9 protein-coding genes are annotated in these 16,860 nt (G+C 64.9%); 2 read left to right on the top strand and 7 right to left on the bottom strand.

Going from position 1 to position 16,860, the window contains the following annotated elements:
- Positions 1–119: 119 nt before the first annotated feature.
- A complete protein-coding gene (locus QQL76_RS07015) occupies positions 120–437 on the bottom strand; it encodes an Hpt domain-containing protein (protein ID WP_499206958.1) in 318 nt (105 codons plus the stop codon).
- Positions 438–902: 465 nt separating this feature from the next.
- Between QQL76_RS07015 and QQL76_RS07010 the strand changes: the two genes are divergently transcribed.
- On the top strand, positions 903–7,178 hold the full coding sequence (locus tag QQL76_RS07010) for an apolipoprotein A-IV repeat region-like domain-containing protein (RefSeq protein ID WP_499206957.1): 6,276 nt from the start codon (positions 903–905) through the stop codon (positions 7,176–7,178).
- Between the two features lie 381 nt (positions 7,179–7,559).
- Here QQL76_RS07010 and QQL76_RS07005 read toward each other — a convergent pair whose 3' ends face one another.
- The 6 genes from QQL76_RS07005 to QQL76_RS06980 all read right to left on the bottom strand — a co-directional run bounded on the left by QQL76_RS07005 (position 7,560) and on the right by QQL76_RS06980 (position 14,309).
- Complete coding sequence (locus tag QQL76_RS07005) at positions 7,560–8,153, bottom strand: ABC-type transport auxiliary lipoprotein family protein (RefSeq protein ID WP_499206956.1); 594 nt, start codon at positions 8,151–8,153, stop codon at positions 7,560–7,562.
- A gap of 118 nt (positions 8,154–8,271) precedes the next feature.
- On the bottom strand, positions 8,272–9,960 hold the full coding sequence (locus QQL76_RS07000; protein WP_499206955.1) for an MlaD family protein: 1,689 nt from the start codon (positions 9,958–9,960) through the stop codon (positions 8,272–8,274).
- A gap of 7 nt (positions 9,961–9,967) precedes the next feature.
- Positions 9,968–10,822: an ABC transporter ATP-binding protein gene (locus QQL76_RS06995; RefSeq protein ID WP_499206954.1), complete on the bottom strand. Its 855-nt coding sequence runs from the start codon at positions 10,820–10,822 to the stop codon at positions 9,968–9,970.
- A 9-nt stretch (positions 10,823–10,831) separates the two neighbouring features.
- Positions 10,832–11,965: an ABC transporter permease gene (locus QQL76_RS06990; protein WP_499207132.1), complete on the bottom strand. Its 1,134-nt coding sequence runs from the start codon at positions 11,963–11,965 to the stop codon at positions 10,832–10,834.
- A 202-nt stretch (positions 11,966–12,167) separates the two neighbouring features.
- Positions 12,168–13,349 (bottom strand): MFS transporter, encoded by a 1,182-nt coding sequence (locus QQL76_RS06985; protein WP_499206953.1) that lies wholly within the window; start codon positions 13,347–13,349, stop codon positions 12,168–12,170.
- 114 nt (positions 13,350–13,463) lie between these two features.
- A complete protein-coding gene (locus QQL76_RS06980; protein ID WP_499206952.1) occupies positions 13,464–14,309 on the bottom strand; it encodes a UDP-2,3-diacylglucosamine diphosphatase in 846 nt (281 codons plus the stop codon).
- Positions 14,310–14,510: 201 nt separating this feature from the next.
- Between QQL76_RS06980 and QQL76_RS06975 the strand changes: the two genes are divergently transcribed.
- Positions 14,511–16,832: an NADP-dependent malic enzyme gene (locus tag QQL76_RS06975; RefSeq protein WP_499206951.1), complete on the top strand. Its 2,322-nt coding sequence runs from the start codon at positions 14,511–14,513 to the stop codon at positions 16,830–16,832.
- Positions 16,833–16,860 lie beyond the last annotated feature (28 nt).

Below are 16,860 nucleotides of genomic sequence, written 5' to 3'. Positions count from 1 at the left end.
AAATCCCGAAGACTGGCAATATGCTCAAGCCGCCGAGTTAAAGAGTGAAACGGGAAAGTCAAGGAAAGGCAGGCCGCCTGCGCATTTATGGCGCGCGGGAAACAGGCCTGCCAGAAGTCCTAGCGCGAAAGACGCAGCAGGAAGTTCTCGACCGCGACGACGGCTTCGCAGAGCGCTTCCACGCGTTCCGCATCGTCCGGCATCTCTTCCAGGCGTGCGGCCTTATCTGCCACGTTGAAAGCGCCGATGCCGCGGGCCGAGCCCTTCAGCGTGTGGGCGATGCCAACGCGATCCTTGTCCTTGCTGGCATGGATGCTGCGCACGCAGTCCCGTGCCTGGCGCAGAAACAGCCGCAGCACTTCCGCCTCCAGATCCTTCTGCCCCATGGTCTGCCGGGCCAGATGGTCGAAGTCGATGGGACGCTCTGCGGATGACATTCGGCATTCCGTTTCGGGACGATTGAAGGCAATTGCATAGGCGGGCATGGGACAAGGGTCTCTGACAGTGTGTTTCGATGGTGAACATAAACCCGGGCAACACGCCGGCAATTTAACGCAAGCGGGACAATACCGAGAAAACTTCGCGGCATGGTTAACGCCCGGTAAATAAGAAAAATTTGCGGCATTCTGCGGCCGAAATGTTAAAAAACCCCGTCTTACTTCATGACGCTCGTGTGGACGGAAATGCGACACGAATTGTTAAAGTATCGGCTTTGTGCCACTACGATACGGATGGACTGCCCATGCGCAGGCCGCTTTTTATGCCTTGGCGACGAGCATGTCGCCGGTTCCACCGTGGGGGCTGGAACAAAGGGCTGCGAAGCGGGTGAGTAGATGTGCATGACGCGCAATTCGCTGCAGGCGATGATCGCCGGTGGTTGTGAGTAACGAGGCGTGACGGACATGGCGAAGAAGACGGCAGCCAACGAATCGATCGATGACAAGGCGTTCCAGGCCCTCGAGGACGCGCTGACCATCGATTTTAACGATGATGACGAGCGCGCGCTCCTGGACGAAATGTCGTTCGAGGAGCTGGAGACCCAGGTCTCGCAGGCGGCACGCGAGTTGGCCGAAGCGGATCGGGAAGCCGAGCGCACAGCCGCCCATCGCCCTGCCCGCACCACATCCAATCCTGTCGGCGACGCCAAGGCTTCCGCCGCGGCGGGAATCACGGCTGCCAACGCGCCCGCCACCATGCGCCGCGCCGCAGCGCCCCAGCCTCAGCCGCAGCGTCCTGTCGAAGATCGCACCAGCCAGCCCGCAAACGATGACGGCCGCCGTCCGACCGCCTTCATCCTGCGCAGCCTCGACAGCCAGAAGTCGCGAGCCTATCTGCGCACGGCTCTCATCATGTCGGCCCTGTGGCTCGTCGGCGCCATCGCCGTCGCCCATCTCCTGTTCTCGCCCGAAATCTGGCAGATCCGCTCCGTTGCCGACCTCATGGCCATGCCGCCGGCGGTCATCCTGCTGATCGCGACCTTCCTGCCGATCATGATGTTCTTCGCCTTCGCGGCGATGATGGCGCGCGCCCAGGAATTGCGGACCGCCGCCCGCTCCATGGCTGAAATCGCGCTGCGCCTTTCCGAGCCGGAGACGGTCGCTGCCGATCGCATCATTTCGGTGGGCCAGGCCGTGCGCCGCGAAGTCTCCGCCATGAACGAAGGCATTGAGCGCACCATCGCCCGCGCCTCCGAACTGGAAACCCTCGTGCATTCCGAAGTGAACGCGCTGGAGCGCAGCTATTCGGACAATGAGATGCGCATTCGCTCGCTGGTGCACGAACTCGGCACCGAGCGCGACGCCATCGTCAGCCATGCCGAGCGCGTTCGCGCCTCCATCTCCGGCGCCCATGAGCAGCTGAAGGACGAGCTGTCGACCGCCGGCGACGAAATTTCCGCGCGCATCGCCACCTCCGGCGAAGGCGTCGCCCGTCTGCTCGAAACCCGCGTCACGGCTCTGACCGCCGGCGCGGACGATGCTTCCCGCGCGCTGGACACGATGCTGACCGGCCGCACGGAAAAGATGCTGGAGACGCTTGCGCGCTCTACCGAGACGCTCGGCAAGGAATTCGACAGCCGCATGGACTCGCTCGACCACCAGCTGGTCGTGCGTGGCGAAGCGCTCCTGTCGCAGTTCGAAACCCGCGCCTCCTCGCTCGACACCAACACCGAGCGCCTGAACCAGGCGCTGAACGACCGCGCCAAGCAGCTCAACGACACGCTCATCGCCCGCACCCGCGAGATTTCCGAGAGCCTTCGCGTCGGCGAAGCTGCGGTCAATCGCGGCCTGGACGACGTCATCGCAGCCCTCAATGCCACGCTCGACGAGAAAGGCGCGAATTTCCGCCATTCGCTCAAGTCCAGCGTCGAGGATGCGATCGTCGATCTCGACCTCCGCTCGGGCTTCTTCGAGGACAAGCTGCAGGCGACCGTCGGCTTTCTCAACACGGCCTTCGACGACCGCGTTGCGGAATTCGCCAACGCCTTCGATCAGCGTTCCGGTACGCTCGATGCCAAGCTGTCCGAAGGCCTTGCGCGCATCAACCAGACAGTCAGCGGCAGCAGCGAAGCGATCGACGGCATCCTGTCCTCGTCGCTGGAGCGCATCGGCGCATCGCTCGGTGAACGCTCCGAGCAGCTGTCCGGCATGCTGTCGGGTGCCCATGAGCGCATGACCGGCGCGCTTGCTTCGCAAAGCGCAGGCATCGCCAGCGCCCTTGCCGAGCAGAACGACCGCCTCGCCACCAACCTGTCGGAAGGCAATGCGCGCCTCTCTGCCACGCTTTCCGAAGCAGCCTCGTCCATCGACGCCACCTTCGGCCAGCGCAGCGAAGCCCTCGCCGGCACCGTCGCCGCTCTCAACGATCGCCTCGCGGGTACGCTCGAAGTCCAGGGCGCAGCGCTGGAGCGCACGCTCAGCGAACGCGGCGAAGGCCTTGCCGCCCGCATCGAAGCCATCGATGCCCGCGTTGCCGAAACATTCGACAGCCGCAGCGATGCGCTTGAGCGCACTTTGGCCGAGCGCACCGACACGCTCGCCATCCGTCTCGGCGGCCTCAACGATCGCCTCGGCGAAACGCTGGAACAGAACGCCGCTCTCATGGAGCGGACGCTGGGCGACCGTGGCAACGAACTCGCCTCGCGCATCGAGAGCGTCAACGATCGCCTCGGCGACACGCTGCGCCACGAGGGCGACGCCATCGAGCGCACCCTGTCCGAACGTGCCGACACGCTTGCCTCGCGCATCGAAGGCGCCAATGAGCGCCTCGCCGGCACGTTCGAACTGCACGGTCCGGCGATCGAGCGCACCTTCAGCGAGCAGAGCGAAGCCCTTGCCGCATCGCTCGCCGCGCAGAGCGCAGCCATTCACTTCACCATGAGCGAGCGCCAGGAAGCCATGGAGCGCCTTCTGGACGAGCGCAGCGAGGCACTCGACCGCTCGCTCGCCGCGCGCGCCGATGCCATCACCGGCCGCGTCTCCGAAGGCTCCATGCGCATCGAATTGGCGCTCGAAGAAGGCGCAAGCCTCATCGACCGCGCTCTGACCCAGAGCAACGACCGCTTCGCCGATACGCTTGAAAAACGCGCCGGTGGCCTGTCGACCATCGTCGATGGCGGCGCCGAACGCATCGAAGCGAGCCTCGCCGGCACCGAAGAGCGCCTGTCCGCGCGGCTTGCGGAAAGCGAAACCCGCATCGGCGGCGCGCTCGAAGGCCGAGTCGGCGCCATCGAGGACACCATCATCGCCGGTGCCGACCGGATCGATCTCGCCATGCGCTCCGCCGGCGACAATTTCGATCTCCGCCTCGACGAGACCGCCAGCCACATCGCCCAGACCCTGCATCGCGGCACGTCGGCCATCGACACGGCGCTGGCAGGTGGTGCCGAGCGCATCGAGGCGGCCTTCGGCGATCGCGCCGCAGAAATCGGCTCGGTCATCGAAACCGGCGCGAGCCGCGTCGAACTCAGCCTGCGCGACGCAACGACCGGCTTCAACGAACGCCTGGAGCGCACCGAGACGGGCATCCGCACCGTGCTCGACAGCCGCGCCGAGCGCATCGAAGCCGCATTTGGCGATCGTGCGGCAGAGATCGGCACCGTTGTCGAAACCGGCGCAAGCCGCGTCGAGGAGAGCCTGCGCGAGGCGACGACCGGCTTCAACGAGCGCCTTGAGCGCACCGAGACGGGCATTCGCACCGTGCTGGACAGCCGCGCCGAGCGCATCGAAACGGCCTTTGGCGACCGTGCGTCCGAAATCGGCGCCACCATCGAAAGCGGCGCGACCCGTGTCGAGGCGAGCCTGCGCGATGCGACGACGGGCTTCAACGACCGCCTGGAGCGCACCGAAAGCGACATCCGCACCGTGCTCGACACCCGCGCGGCTCGCATCGAAACCGCCTTCGGCGACCGCGCATCTGAAATCGGTGCCACCATCGAAAGCGGTGCTGCCCGCGTCGAGACGAGCCTGCTCGATGCCACCACCGGCTTCAACGAGCGCCTCGACCGCACCTCCGACGACATCCGCACCGCCCTTGCCGCCCGCGCCGATGCCATCGACACGGCGTTGGCCGGCGGTCTCGGCACCATCGACGCAGCGCTTGGCGCCCGCGCCGGCGAACTGGAAGCGACCATCACGTCGGGTGCGGATCGCCTCCGTTCGGCGATCGAAGAGGCCAGCGCGCCGATTTCTTCCGGCTTCGCCGACAGCGCCCGCCACCTGGAAGAGACGCTCGCACGCCATTCCGAAGCCTTCGAAATCAAGGCTGGTGGCGCAGCCGAGCGTCTTGCCGAAACCCTCGACAGCCGCGGCGCCCATATCGAGGAACGCTTCTCGACCATGGACACGGCGCTCGGAATGGGCCTCGACAACGTGGCCCGCACCATCGAAGCCAAGGCCGGCAGCCTGGCAAGCCGCCTGCGCGATGCCGTTGCCCAGGCGACCGGCGATCTCGATGCGGAAGCCAACCGCGCCGGCGAGACCCTGTCGGGCGTATCCGGTGCCTTCGCCGAGCGTCTCGGCCGCGAGAGCGAAGAATTCGCCCGCCAGCTCGACGAGCGCCTCAATGTCCGCACCAACGAGATTGCCGAACGCGTCGAGGAGATGACCACGCTCATCGATCGCTCGCGTGCGCTCTTCGGCGAAAAGGCCGATGCGATCTCCGACACGATGCGTACCACCGGCTCGCTTCTCACCCAGCAGTCGGAAGACCTGACGACACGCCTCACCGCCCAGGCCGAAGCGCTGACCGCAAAGCTCTCCGAGCAGAGCGATCTCATCGGCGGCAAGCTCGACGAGACCGAAAAGGCGCTCACCGTCCGCAACGAGACGATCCGCCAGACGCTCGACGAGCGCACCCGCGAGCTCAACTCGATGCTGGCCAGCCGCTCGGCCGAGCTGTCCCGCCTCATCGACGAGCAGGCCCGCCCGCTCTTCGACCGGCTTGCAAGTTCCACCAGCGGCGCGGCTGAAGAAATCGCCCGCTCCGGCGCCGAATTCGCCGCCCGCGTCGACGAAGCGACCCGCGAGGGCCGCGACCGCCTGCGCACCGAAAACGACGCGCTCATCCAGGCCCTGTCGGCACGCACCTCTGAAACGCTCGCCGCCGTGGCTTCGGCGGAAGACAGCCTGCGCGGCAACGTGCTCGCCCTCGTCGACCGCCTTTCCGAAAGCAATGCCGCGATCGCCGAAGTGGTCGAGCGCGCCGCCGACAATCTCGGCTCGGTGGATGTCCGCCTGACTCAGACGACGGAAAGCTTCGTCGGTTCGGCCGACAAGGCCGCCTCGCTCGTTGCAAGCTCCACGCGCCTTCTCGAAAACAATGTCGAGAAGCTCGATGGCATCTCGTCGCGCACGCTCTCGCAGGTCGGCCAGATCGCGCACCGCTTCGACGAGCATTCCCGCGTGCTCTCCTCTGCCTCCGATCTCTTGGGCGCCGCCCAATCGAACCTCGCCAGCACGCTCGAAGAGCGCCGCGAAGCGCTGGAGCGCCTGTCGGTTGGCCTCGTGTCACGCTCCGAGCAGATCGAAGGCACGATGCGCTCGCTGGAAGACATCGTCGAAAAGGCCTTCGCCCGCGCCGACAGCCTGGCAACCGGCACGGCCTCCAAGCTGAAGTCCGGCCTCGGCGGCTCCATCGAGGAAGTCGCACGCCTGCTGCAGGAAACCGAAGGCCGCTCCGCCACGACCGCCGAACTCGTCCGCAAGGCGACGCGCGAAGCCGTCGAGGAGGCCGTTGCACGCTTCGCCGGTGCCACCGACGAGATCCGCCGTGCCTCGTCCGAAATCCGCAAGGAGCTCGGAGCAACCCGCGAGGAACTGAAGCGCGGCGCCTTCGACCTGCCGGAAGAAACGCGCAGCAACGCCGCCGCCATGCGCCGCGCCGTCGCCGAGCAGATCCAGGCATTGAAGGACCTCTCGCACATCGTCGAACGGTCGGATCGCGCGCTCGACGTATCGAGCCGCAACGATGCGACCCAGACGCTTGCTCAGCCCCGCGCGCAAGCCCCCGCCGCTCAGCCAGCGCCGCAGCCTGCTGCCCAGCGTCCTGCCGCACCGGCCGCCACGCCTGCGGCAAGTCCGGCGCCCGCGCCATCGGCTTTCCAGGCCGCACCGCGCCCGCAGATGCCAGGGGCCTCGGCGCCGCTTCGTCCAAGCCTTGCCGGTGATGCCGGCGCGACGAGCTCGACCAGCCGTCAGGGTGGATGGGTGAGCGACCTCCTGCGCGGCGCCTCGCTCGACGAGACCGATGCGCCTGCGCCGCAGCAGCCCGCCCGCCCGCAGGCAGCGGCTCCGGCACCGCAGCAGGCCCCGGTCCGCGATGGCCGCAATCCGCGCCACGTGGTGGAATCGCTGAACTCGCTCTCCATCGACATCGCCCGCGCGATCGACCACGAAGCATCGGTCGAACTGTGGCGCCGCTACCAGCGCGGCGAACGCGACGTCTTCACTCGCAAGCTCTACACGCTGAAGGGCCAGCAGACCTTCGACAACATCCGCGACAAATATGCCCGCGAGCCGGAGTTCCGCACGGCCGTCGATCGTTACGTCACTGATTTCGAGAAGCTGCTCGCCGACGTCTCGCGCAACGACCGCGACAACATGATGACCCAGACCTACCTGACCTCCGACACAGGCAAGGTCTACACCATGCTCGCCCACGCCGCCGGCCGCTTCAAATAAGCGTCGAAGGCCGAGGCCAGAACCAACATAACCGCCGCGAGCTATACGGTTCGCGGCGGTTTTTTCTTGTCCGGAGTTCAGTCGGTTCGCGGCTGGCAATATGCGGATGGGTGGCGTCCCAAGCCCTCAGCACAGACCTCTGAGCCAGCAGAGCTAAGCCGCTCCAGCCCCGTCGACCGCTTCGCTCTGTTCACACCCGGTGAGAGACTTGCAGCGCTCAAGCATCCACGAACATCGATGGCCTGTGCCTGCGGTCAAGCTCACGTCATATATCGGCGACACCAACAGGATCTCGAGCACCTGAGCTCCGTTTGCCCGCAACAAGAAACCCCGCCAGCATCGCCAGCGGGGTCTCTCAAACGTCGTACTGTTTCCAGTCGGTCAGATGCTCTGCATCGTCCAGGCGATGATCTCGGGCACGATCGAGTTGAAGGCCGCGTCGAGCGAGCGAACATAGGTCTCGTTGCCCGTGCCGGCGACTGGGGCGCTGCCGGTAAAGACGCGCTGGGCGATGACGGTGCCATCGCGGTCGTTGATCAGGCGCAACGAGAGCTCAACATTCGCGCGCGGTGAACCATAGGCCACCACTTCGAAACTGCGGATGTTGGTCAGGAGCTGGAAATCGATCGCCAGCCCGTCGCCCGAGCGACCGACGCCGCCGAGCTGACCGGTGTTTTCGAAGGCCTCGACGAGCTTCGATTCCACGATCCGCGGCAGGCGGTCGTTCCACTGCGAATTGGTGAGGTACTGCACCTCCGAATCCGAAACGCGAACGACGATCTGCTCGCTGTCGAGCAGCTTCAGCGCGCTCGGCTCTTGAATAAGCAGCTGGCGGCGCTGCGCCGCCGGCACGGCTGGCGCGGGAGGTGGCGAGGTCAGGGCGAACGTGTCGTTCGGCGTGGAGAAACCGGGAAGGCCGGCGCAGCCCGAAAGCGCTGCCGCAACGGCGATGATCGACAGGAAACGCTTCAGCAAACGAGAAATCCTTTCATCAAAAGGCAGTCGGCGCCGCACGCGGTGGCCGCCGGAAAAAGGGAGTGTCCGAGGGTGACGCAGGCGCGTTCCCCTCGCCGATCTTGCTGTCCGTTTCGCATCAGCGGCGCACCCGGCCGTCGAATTGCTGCACGTCGTCGCCACCGAACAGCAGACGCTGCGGGTTGCGCTCGATGGAGGAGATACTCCGCTCGATCCGATTGATCGAACGGCGGGTCTCCACGATCAGGGATTCCACATCACGCAGGCCGCTGTTGGAGAAGCGCTCCAAATTCTCCGCAATCGGCCCGACGCGTCCATTGATGTTGTCGGCGACGCTTCGGAACGAGGCGATCGCCGCTTCCGCTTCGGCCAACAGGTTGGAGGCATCGCCCTCGCCCAGGAAGCCATCGACCTTGGCGAGCACGCCGTCGACTCGCACGGAAGCGGCATTCAGCCGGTCCGCCATCTGGGTCACATCGGAGATGAAGGCGTCGATATCATCCTCGCGCGCGGCGAAGCTGCCGGTCACGCGCCGCGTGTCCTCGGCTGCCTGGCGCACGCTGTCGCTGGCCGACGCAATGTCGGTCAGCGCCTGGTTCACCTGCGTGGAATCGATCGCCGAGGCAACGGCGGTGAACGACTGTACGGCCTGCTGCACATCGGCCAGCAGGTTGCGCACATCTCCCTCGCCAAGCGCCGTATCCACCTTGGCCACCACGCTGTCGACGCGGGTCGAAACCGCGTTCAGCCGGTCTGCCATCTCCGTCACGTCGCTGATGAAACGGTCGACATCCTCGCCCCGCGCATTGAAGCGCTCGGTGATCTGCGCCGTGTTCTCGATCGCCGCACGGGCGTCGGCGCTCGCAGCCGAGATGTTGTCAACGAAGAGGCCCACTTGGGCCGCATCGACGCTGGCGATGATCTGGTCGACATTGCCGACGATCTGGTCGACGCGTTCGATCGAGGCGCCGGCGGTCGTAGCAAAGGTCTCGAAGGTCGCGGCCGTGTCGCGGAAACTCGCCACCACTTCCGTAACGTCGCCGGACGCGACCGACAGATTGGCGGTCACGGTGTCGACATTGGTGAGAATGGAATCGATCTTCTGGCCGTCGATCGAGGTCATCAGCTGCTCGGCGGCAGCCATCGTCGTGTCCAGACGGCCGGAAAGCCCTTCGAACGTGGAGGAAAGAGCGCCGACGCTCTGCAGGAACTGGTCGATATTGTCGGCATTGTCGGTCAGTGCGCGCGAAAAGGTCTCGGTGTTGCGCAGCGTGTTGGTCAGCGGCCCGCGCGCATCGACGACAAAGCCTTCGATTTCTTCCACCACGTCATTCGCACGCGTCAGGATCTGGTCGGCCGTCGACAGCAGATTGGTCACGCTGGAAGGATCGGCCGTCAATTGCGCCGGCACGCCGCTTTCCATCGCCTCGAGCAGAATGTTCTGCTGTCCCGGCGCCTGTCCCGCGCTCAGCTCGATATAGGCAGCGCCCGTCAGGCCCTGGATCTCCAGAATGGCCTGGGTCGCTTCCGTCACGGGCGCATCGGCGCGCACATCGGTCCGCGCCACGACGAAGCTTGCGTCGTTCTCGTCGATCGTCAGCCCGCGCACGGAGCCGACCGAGATGCCGTTGAATCGCACCGGCGATCCCACGCTCAGGCCGTTGGCCGAGCCTGGAATGCGCACGTTCAGCGGCGCCATCTGGCTCTGGTTGCCGTAATTCGTCATCCAGTAGACGAATCCGAAGGAGGCGACGAGCACGAGGACCGTGAACAGGCCGACAATGGCGTAGTTGGCTCTTGTTTCCATACTGCTTCTATCCGTTCATCGTTCCGGCATCGGCGCCGGCTCGGTTCGGCTGTCCGTCTTTGCGGACGATCGAGCGCGCCCGCTTGCCGTGGAAATAGGACTGGATCCATTCGTCGTCGAAGGCCAGCATCTCTTCGATCGTGCCCTGCGCCTTGACCTTCTTGTCCCCCAGCACCGCAATGCGGTCACACACGGAAAACAGGCTGTCGAGGTCGTGGGTCACCATATAGACGGTCAGACCCAGCGTATCGCGCAGGCGCGCGATCAGTTCGTCGAATTCCGCCGCACCGATCGGGTCGAGGCCCGATGTCGGCTCGTCCAGAAAGACCAGATCCGGATCGAGCGCCAAAGCCCGCGCCAACGCCGCGCGCTTGATCATCCCGCCCGAAAGCTCCGACGGATACCGGTCCGCCGCCTGCGGCGCGAGGCCCACCATCTCGATCTTGAGCATGGTGAGTTCGTCCATCAGCGATTGCGGCAGATCGAGATATTCCCGCATCGGCACCTGGATGTTCTCGCGCACCGTCAGCGAAGAAAACAGCGCACCCTGCTGGAACAGCACGCCGAGCCGCATGTCGAGCGCCATGCGTTCGGCGTCCGACACGTTCTCGTAATCGTGCCCGAGGATCCAGACCTTGCCGCTCTGGCGCGGCAAAAGCTTCAGCACGGTGCGCATGAGCACCGACTTGCCCGTGCCCGAAGGCCCGATGAAGCCCAGGATCTCACCGCGATAGACATCGAGATCGAGATCCTTCAGCACCGTGTTGCTGCCGAAGGAAACATTCACGCCACGCACGGACAACACCGTCTTGCGGCTCGCCCCGTTCGCATCCTTCGCCTGCATGTCTGTCGTGTCGGACATCGAGGCTCCTCAGAAATCGATTGCGGCGTAGAAAATGGCGAAGAGGCCATCGACCAGGATGACGACGAAGATCGCCTTCACGACCGAAGCGGTGACGTGCCGGCCAAGCGATTCGGCGCTGCCGCCGACCTTCATGCCTTCCACCGAAGCGACGATGCCGATGATCAGCGCCATGAACGGTGCCTTGATCATGCCGGCGATCAGCGTCGATACGTCAGCCGCCTCCTGCAGACGCGCAAGGAACGTGTCAGGCGTGATCCCCGAATAGCTCCAGGCGACGACGCCCGCGCCGAACAGGGCCGAGAAGTTGGCGATCACCGTCAGAAGCGGCAGCGCGATCGTCAGCGCCACGAGCCTTGGGAAGATCAACACGCCGATCGGGTTGAGGCCCATCACCTTCAGCGCGTCGACCTCTTCGCGCATCTTCATCGAGCCGATTTCGGCCGTGATGGCGCTGCCGGAGCGGCCGGCGATCATGATCGCGGTCAACAGCACGCCGATCTCGCGCAGCTGCAGAATGCCGACGAGGTCGACCACGAACAGCTCCGCACCGAAATAACGCAGCTGGAACGCACCCTGCTGCGCGATGATCGCGCCGATCAGGAACGACATCAGCGCGATGATCGGAACGGCGCGTACGCCCATATGGTCGATCTGCGATACGATCGCCGCCGGCGAAACGCGCGCGTTCTTCTCAAGCTTCTCCTGCGCGCCGCGCACGGCCGAGCCGAGAATGAACAGGGATGCGACGATGTCGTCATAGACCGCGTAGACGACCTTGCCGGTCGGCTCGAAGAAGCGCTCGAAAAGCGGCTTTTCCTTCTTTGGCGTCCGGCCGTCATGCAGCTCTTCCGGCACGGCGACGAGAAGCGCCTTTTCGGTCTCGTCGGCGCCCTCCACCGAAAAACCGATGCGCTTGGCACGCATCTGCGCCTGCAGGCGCCGCACCAGCCAGGCGCCGGCCGTGTCCATCTGCGTCACCGCACTCATGTCGACAATCACGGCGCGCGCATCTGTGCTGGTCTGGAAGTCGGTTAAGGCGGCGTTAACCTCCTTTACCCCATGGTGGCGCCAGTCGTCGGACATCGCCAGCCGCACGGTACCATCCGCCTCGTCGCGAATGTCGAGGCGCGCCTTGCCCATGATGCTGGTATCCGCGCCGCGCGCAGAACTGCGCGGGGCTGCATGATCAGCATGTCCGGGATTGACGATAGCATCTTCCATTCGCGAAGCCTTATCCGCTCAATTCTCCACTGTCACGCGCACATGACACCGGGTCACGGGCGTTTGAACAGCCTTCATGTCTTTTTTGAAACCGGCGTTGCCCGCCTGCATCTGCAAGAGCTTATGGACGCTGCATTGACCGGCCCGCGAGGTGGCACGCAATGCCCATTAGAGCCAACAACGCCATTGCCACGAATGCGGTTCCACCGAATCTGTCAAACAGATAACCGGACAGCACCATCGCCGTCGCCATGGTCGCACCGCTCGCCATGAAGAACAGGCCCTGCGCACCCGCTTCCTTCTCTTCGCCCACATGCATCACGATCAACCGCTGCATGCCGAGGAACACGACGGAGAAGCTGCCGGCGTGCAGAAGCTGCATCGCGAAATACCAGCCGGCGCCGAGATCGATCGGGAAGAGTGCCCAGCGCAGCGCGGCAATCAGCCCGCCGACTACGATGATCCGCGTCACGTCGATATGGCCGATCAGCCGACGCGACACCTGGAACAGCGCCACTTCCGCGACAACGCCCGTCGCCCAGAGCGCGCCGATGACCGTGCCCGAATAGCCGAGCTGGCCCCAGTAGATGGCCGAGAACCCGTAAAGCATCGCGTGGCTGGCATGGATCGTTGCCCCACCGATCAGCATCACCACGAACGGCCGGTTGGCGAGCAGCCCGGCCTGAGTGCCGCTTGCGAGCGCTGAAGGCCGACGCGGCCGCCCGACCCGCGGCACCATCAGCGCTGCCCCGAAGGTCGTGATCTGGCCAAGGATCAGAAGCGGCAGGACCGCGCCCGCCCCTTGCCGCGCAATCACATAGCCACCGATGACATTGGCGACGACGAAGGCGACAGAACCCCAGAGCCGCACGCGCGCATAATCCGTCCGGTACCGCCGCACGCCGGTGATGGTGATCGAATCGATGATCACCACATGCGGCGCCACCACGATCGCTTGCGCCAGCACGACGATGAGCAGCATCCAGAAGCCATCCACGACGAAAAGCAGCGCCGTCACCAGGATCGACAGGAATGCGGTCAGGATCAGCACATGCGCCCGGTCGGCCGCGCGGTCGGCATAGGCGGCAATCAGCGGCGTCGTGAGAATGCGGACGAACATCGGCAGAGACAGCAAAAGCCCAATCTGCCAGTCCTCGAGCGATAGGGATTCGAGCCAAACAGGGAAATACGGGAGCATGATCCCGAAGGCGAGAAAGGTGCCGAAGAAGCCCACCCCGGCGCGAAGCGCAAAAGCAGGCGGCGCTTTTTCCACCGCCCCCGAATTGCCCGTATCGCCCTGCATCGCCCGCCTTTCGCCAGCGACTGCCGGCGCAACGCCAGCCACCGCATCAGATGGCGCGACCGTTACACGAGTCCCGCAGGCAGAGCCAAGCGGCAAACGAAATTGCGCGAACGCTCAAGCCGCCTCCACTTCCCGCAGCTTGACCGGGGCAAGCGGTGGCGCAAGCAAAGGCGGTGTGGTCGAGGGAGCAGGTTCTGCCATCAGCACGCGCCAGGTGAGCAGGGTCATCTCGCCGTCGAGCGTCTCGCCGATGGCCGTGCAGCTCTCCACCCAGTCGCCGCTGTTGATATAGGTGATCCCGTCCATGTCCTCGATCGCGGCATGGTGGATATGGCCGCAGATCACGCCATCCACCTCGTGGCGGCGGGCTTCTTCCGCCACGACCTTCTGAAACTCGCCGATGAAATTCACCGCCTGCTTCACCCGGTGTTTCGCCCAGGCCGAGAAAGACCAGTACGGCATGCCGATGCGGCGCCGCAGAACGTTCAGAACGATGTTGATGCCGAGCGCCGCGTCATAGGCCCAGTCGCCGAGATAGGCGAGGAAGCGGGCATGGCGCACCACCACGTCGAACTCGTCGCCATGCAGCACGAGATAGCGCTTGCCGTCGGCCGCTTCGTGGATCGTGTTGGTCTTCACCTCGATCCCGCCGAAATGAATGCCGGGAAAATCGCGCAGGAACTCGTCGTGATTGCCGGGAATGTAGATGATGCGCGTGCCCTTGCGCGCCTTGCGCAACAGCTTCTGCACCACGTCGTTGGCATCCTGCGGCCAGTACCAGCTGCGCTTCAGCCGCCACCCATCGACGATATCGCCGATCAGAACGATCGTCTCGGCCTCGTGATACCGGAGGAAGTCGATGAGATGATCCGCCTTGGCCGACTTCGAACCAAGATGCACATCGGAGATGAAGAGCGTTCGAAAGCGGCGCACGGCGGCTTCATTCGTGTCCTGTGACATGTCGCATCCTCTGGCTTCATGCGCACGGATAATCAGAGTCCTGTTTCAGTTGGATGACATCGGCCGGAAATGGCGGAAACATCGTCGTCAGACTGGACAGCGGCGGCACTTATCCGCAAGACACTCCGGACCATCGCGCGGGCGGGCGAAGCGGTGCGCGCCCCGCACCATTGTATTCGGCAGGCAGGACGTGAGCGCGCTATGACTTTGAAGGATCAGAACGGACCCAAGACGGATCGCAACAAACCGGCGTCCGGTGATCTCGACGAGAACGCACTCTTCTATCACCGCTATCCGCGCCCGGGTAAGCTTGAGATCCAGGCCACCAAGCCGCTCGGCAACCAGCGCGATCTGGCACTGGCCTATTCCCCGGGCGTCGCCGCACCCTGCCTCGCCATCCGCGATAATCCCGATCGCGCCGCCGACTACACGAGCCGCGCCAACCTCGTCGCGGTCGTCTCCAACGGCACGGCCGTACTCGGCCTCGGCGCCATCGGGCCGCTCGCGTCCAAGCCCGTGATGGAAGGCAAGGCCGTCCTCTTCAAGAAGTTCGCCGGCATCGACGTCTTCGACATCGAGATCGACGCGCAGGAAGTCGACCGCATGGTCACGGTCATCTCGGCGCTCGAGCCCACCTTCGGCGGCATCAATCTCGAAGACATCAAGGCGCCGGAGTGCTTCGAGGTCGAACGCCAGCTGCGCGACAGGATGGACATCCCGGTCTTCCACGACGACCAGCACGGCACGGCGATCATCGTCGCCGCCGCAATCCTCAACGGCCTCGAGCTCGCCGGCAAGTCGATCGAGAACGTCAAGATCGTCACCGCCGGCGCCGGTGCCGCCGCCCTCGCCTGCCTCAACCTCCTGGTTGCGCTCGGCGCGAAGCGCGAAAACATCTGGGTCCACGACCTCGAAGGCCTCGTCTATGAGGGCCGCACCGCGCTGATGGACGAATGGAAGGCCGTCTACGCGCAGCCGTCCGACAAGCGCAAGCTGATCGAATCGATCAGCGGTGCCGATGTCTTCCTCGGCCTCTCCGCAGCCGGCGTGCTCAATGCTGAGATGCTGGCCGACATGGCGGAAAAGCCGCTGATCATGGCGCTCGCCAATCCCACGCCCGAAATCATGCCGGACGAAGCACGCGCCGCTCAGCCGGACGCGATGATCTGCACGGGCCGGTCGGATTTTCCGAACCAGGTCAACAACGTGCTTTGCTTCCCCTACATCTTCCGCGGCGCGCTCGATTGCGGCGCCCGCACGATCAACGAGGAAATGAAGCTCGCCGCCGTGCGCGCCATCGCCGGCCTTGCGCGCGAGGAGCCGTCCGACGTCGCGGCCCGCGCCTATTCCGGCGATACACCGGTTTTCGGGCCGGACTATCTCATCCCCTCGCCCTTCGATCCGCGTCTCATCCTGCGCATCGCGCCGGCTGTCGCCAAGGCCGCCGCCGAAACTGGCGTCGCCCGCCGCCCGATCGCCGATTTCGAAGCCTATATGGATGAGCTGAACCGCTTCGTCTTCCGCTCCGGCCTCATCATGAAGCCGGTGTTCTCCGCCGCCAAGGCCGCCGAGAAGAAGCGGGTCATCTTTGCCGAAGGCGAGGACGAGCGCGTGCTGCGCGCCATCCAGGTTCTCGTGGAAGAAGGCCTTGCGCGCCCGATCCTCATCGGCCGTCCGGCCATCATCGACGTACGTCTCCGCCGCTATGGTCTGCGCGTGCGCCCCGGCACCGATTTCGACCTCATCAATCCAGAGGACGATCCGCGCTACCGTGACTATGTCGACGAGTATTTTGCACTCGTCGGCCGCAAGGGCGTCACGCCGGAAGCCGCCCGCACGACTGTGCGCACCAACGCCACGGTGATCGCCGCGCTTGCTCTCCGCCGCGGCGAGGCCGATGCACTCATCTGCGGACTGGAAGGCCGCTACGCCCGCCATCTGCGTGACATCAGCCAGATCATCGGCAAGCGCGAAGGCGTCATCGACTATTCCGCGCTCAGCTTGCTCATCTCGCAGCGCGGCGCCACCTTCTTCACCGACACCTATGTGTCCTACGATCCAAGTGCCGAGGAACTGGCTGAAACCACCATCATGGCAGCCAACGAAATCCGCCGTTTCGGCATCGAGCCGCGCGCGGCCCTCGTCTCGCACTCGAACTTCGGCTCGCGCGATTCCGCGAGCGCCGAGAAAATGCGCCGCGCCACCGAACTCGTCCGCAAGCTCGATCCGGAACTCGAGGCCGATGGCGAGATGCACGGCGATTCTGCGATTTCGGCAGTGCTGCGACAGCGCGTCATGCCGAGCAGCGGCCTCAGCGGTGAGGCCAATCTCCTGGTCTTCCCGAACCTCGATGCCGCCAACATCACGCTCGGCGTCGTCAAGACGATGACCGACGCGCTGCATGTTGGTCCCATCCTGCTCGGAACAGCAAAGCCGGCGCACATCCTCACGCCGTCCGTCACCTCGCGCGGCGTGGTCAACATGGCAACGCTCGCCGTCGTGGAAGCGTCGCAGCCACACTGAACCTCACAGGATCCAGCGGGCATTTTTG

The organism is Rhizobium albus (genome assembly GCA_030160035.1).
Classification (GTDB): Bacteria; Pseudomonadota; Alphaproteobacteria; order Rhizobiales; family Rhizobiaceae; genus Georhizobium; species Georhizobium albus.
The sequence above is the reverse complement of the archived record's forward strand: the minus strand, read 5'-3'. Positions and strand labels throughout refer to the sequence as shown.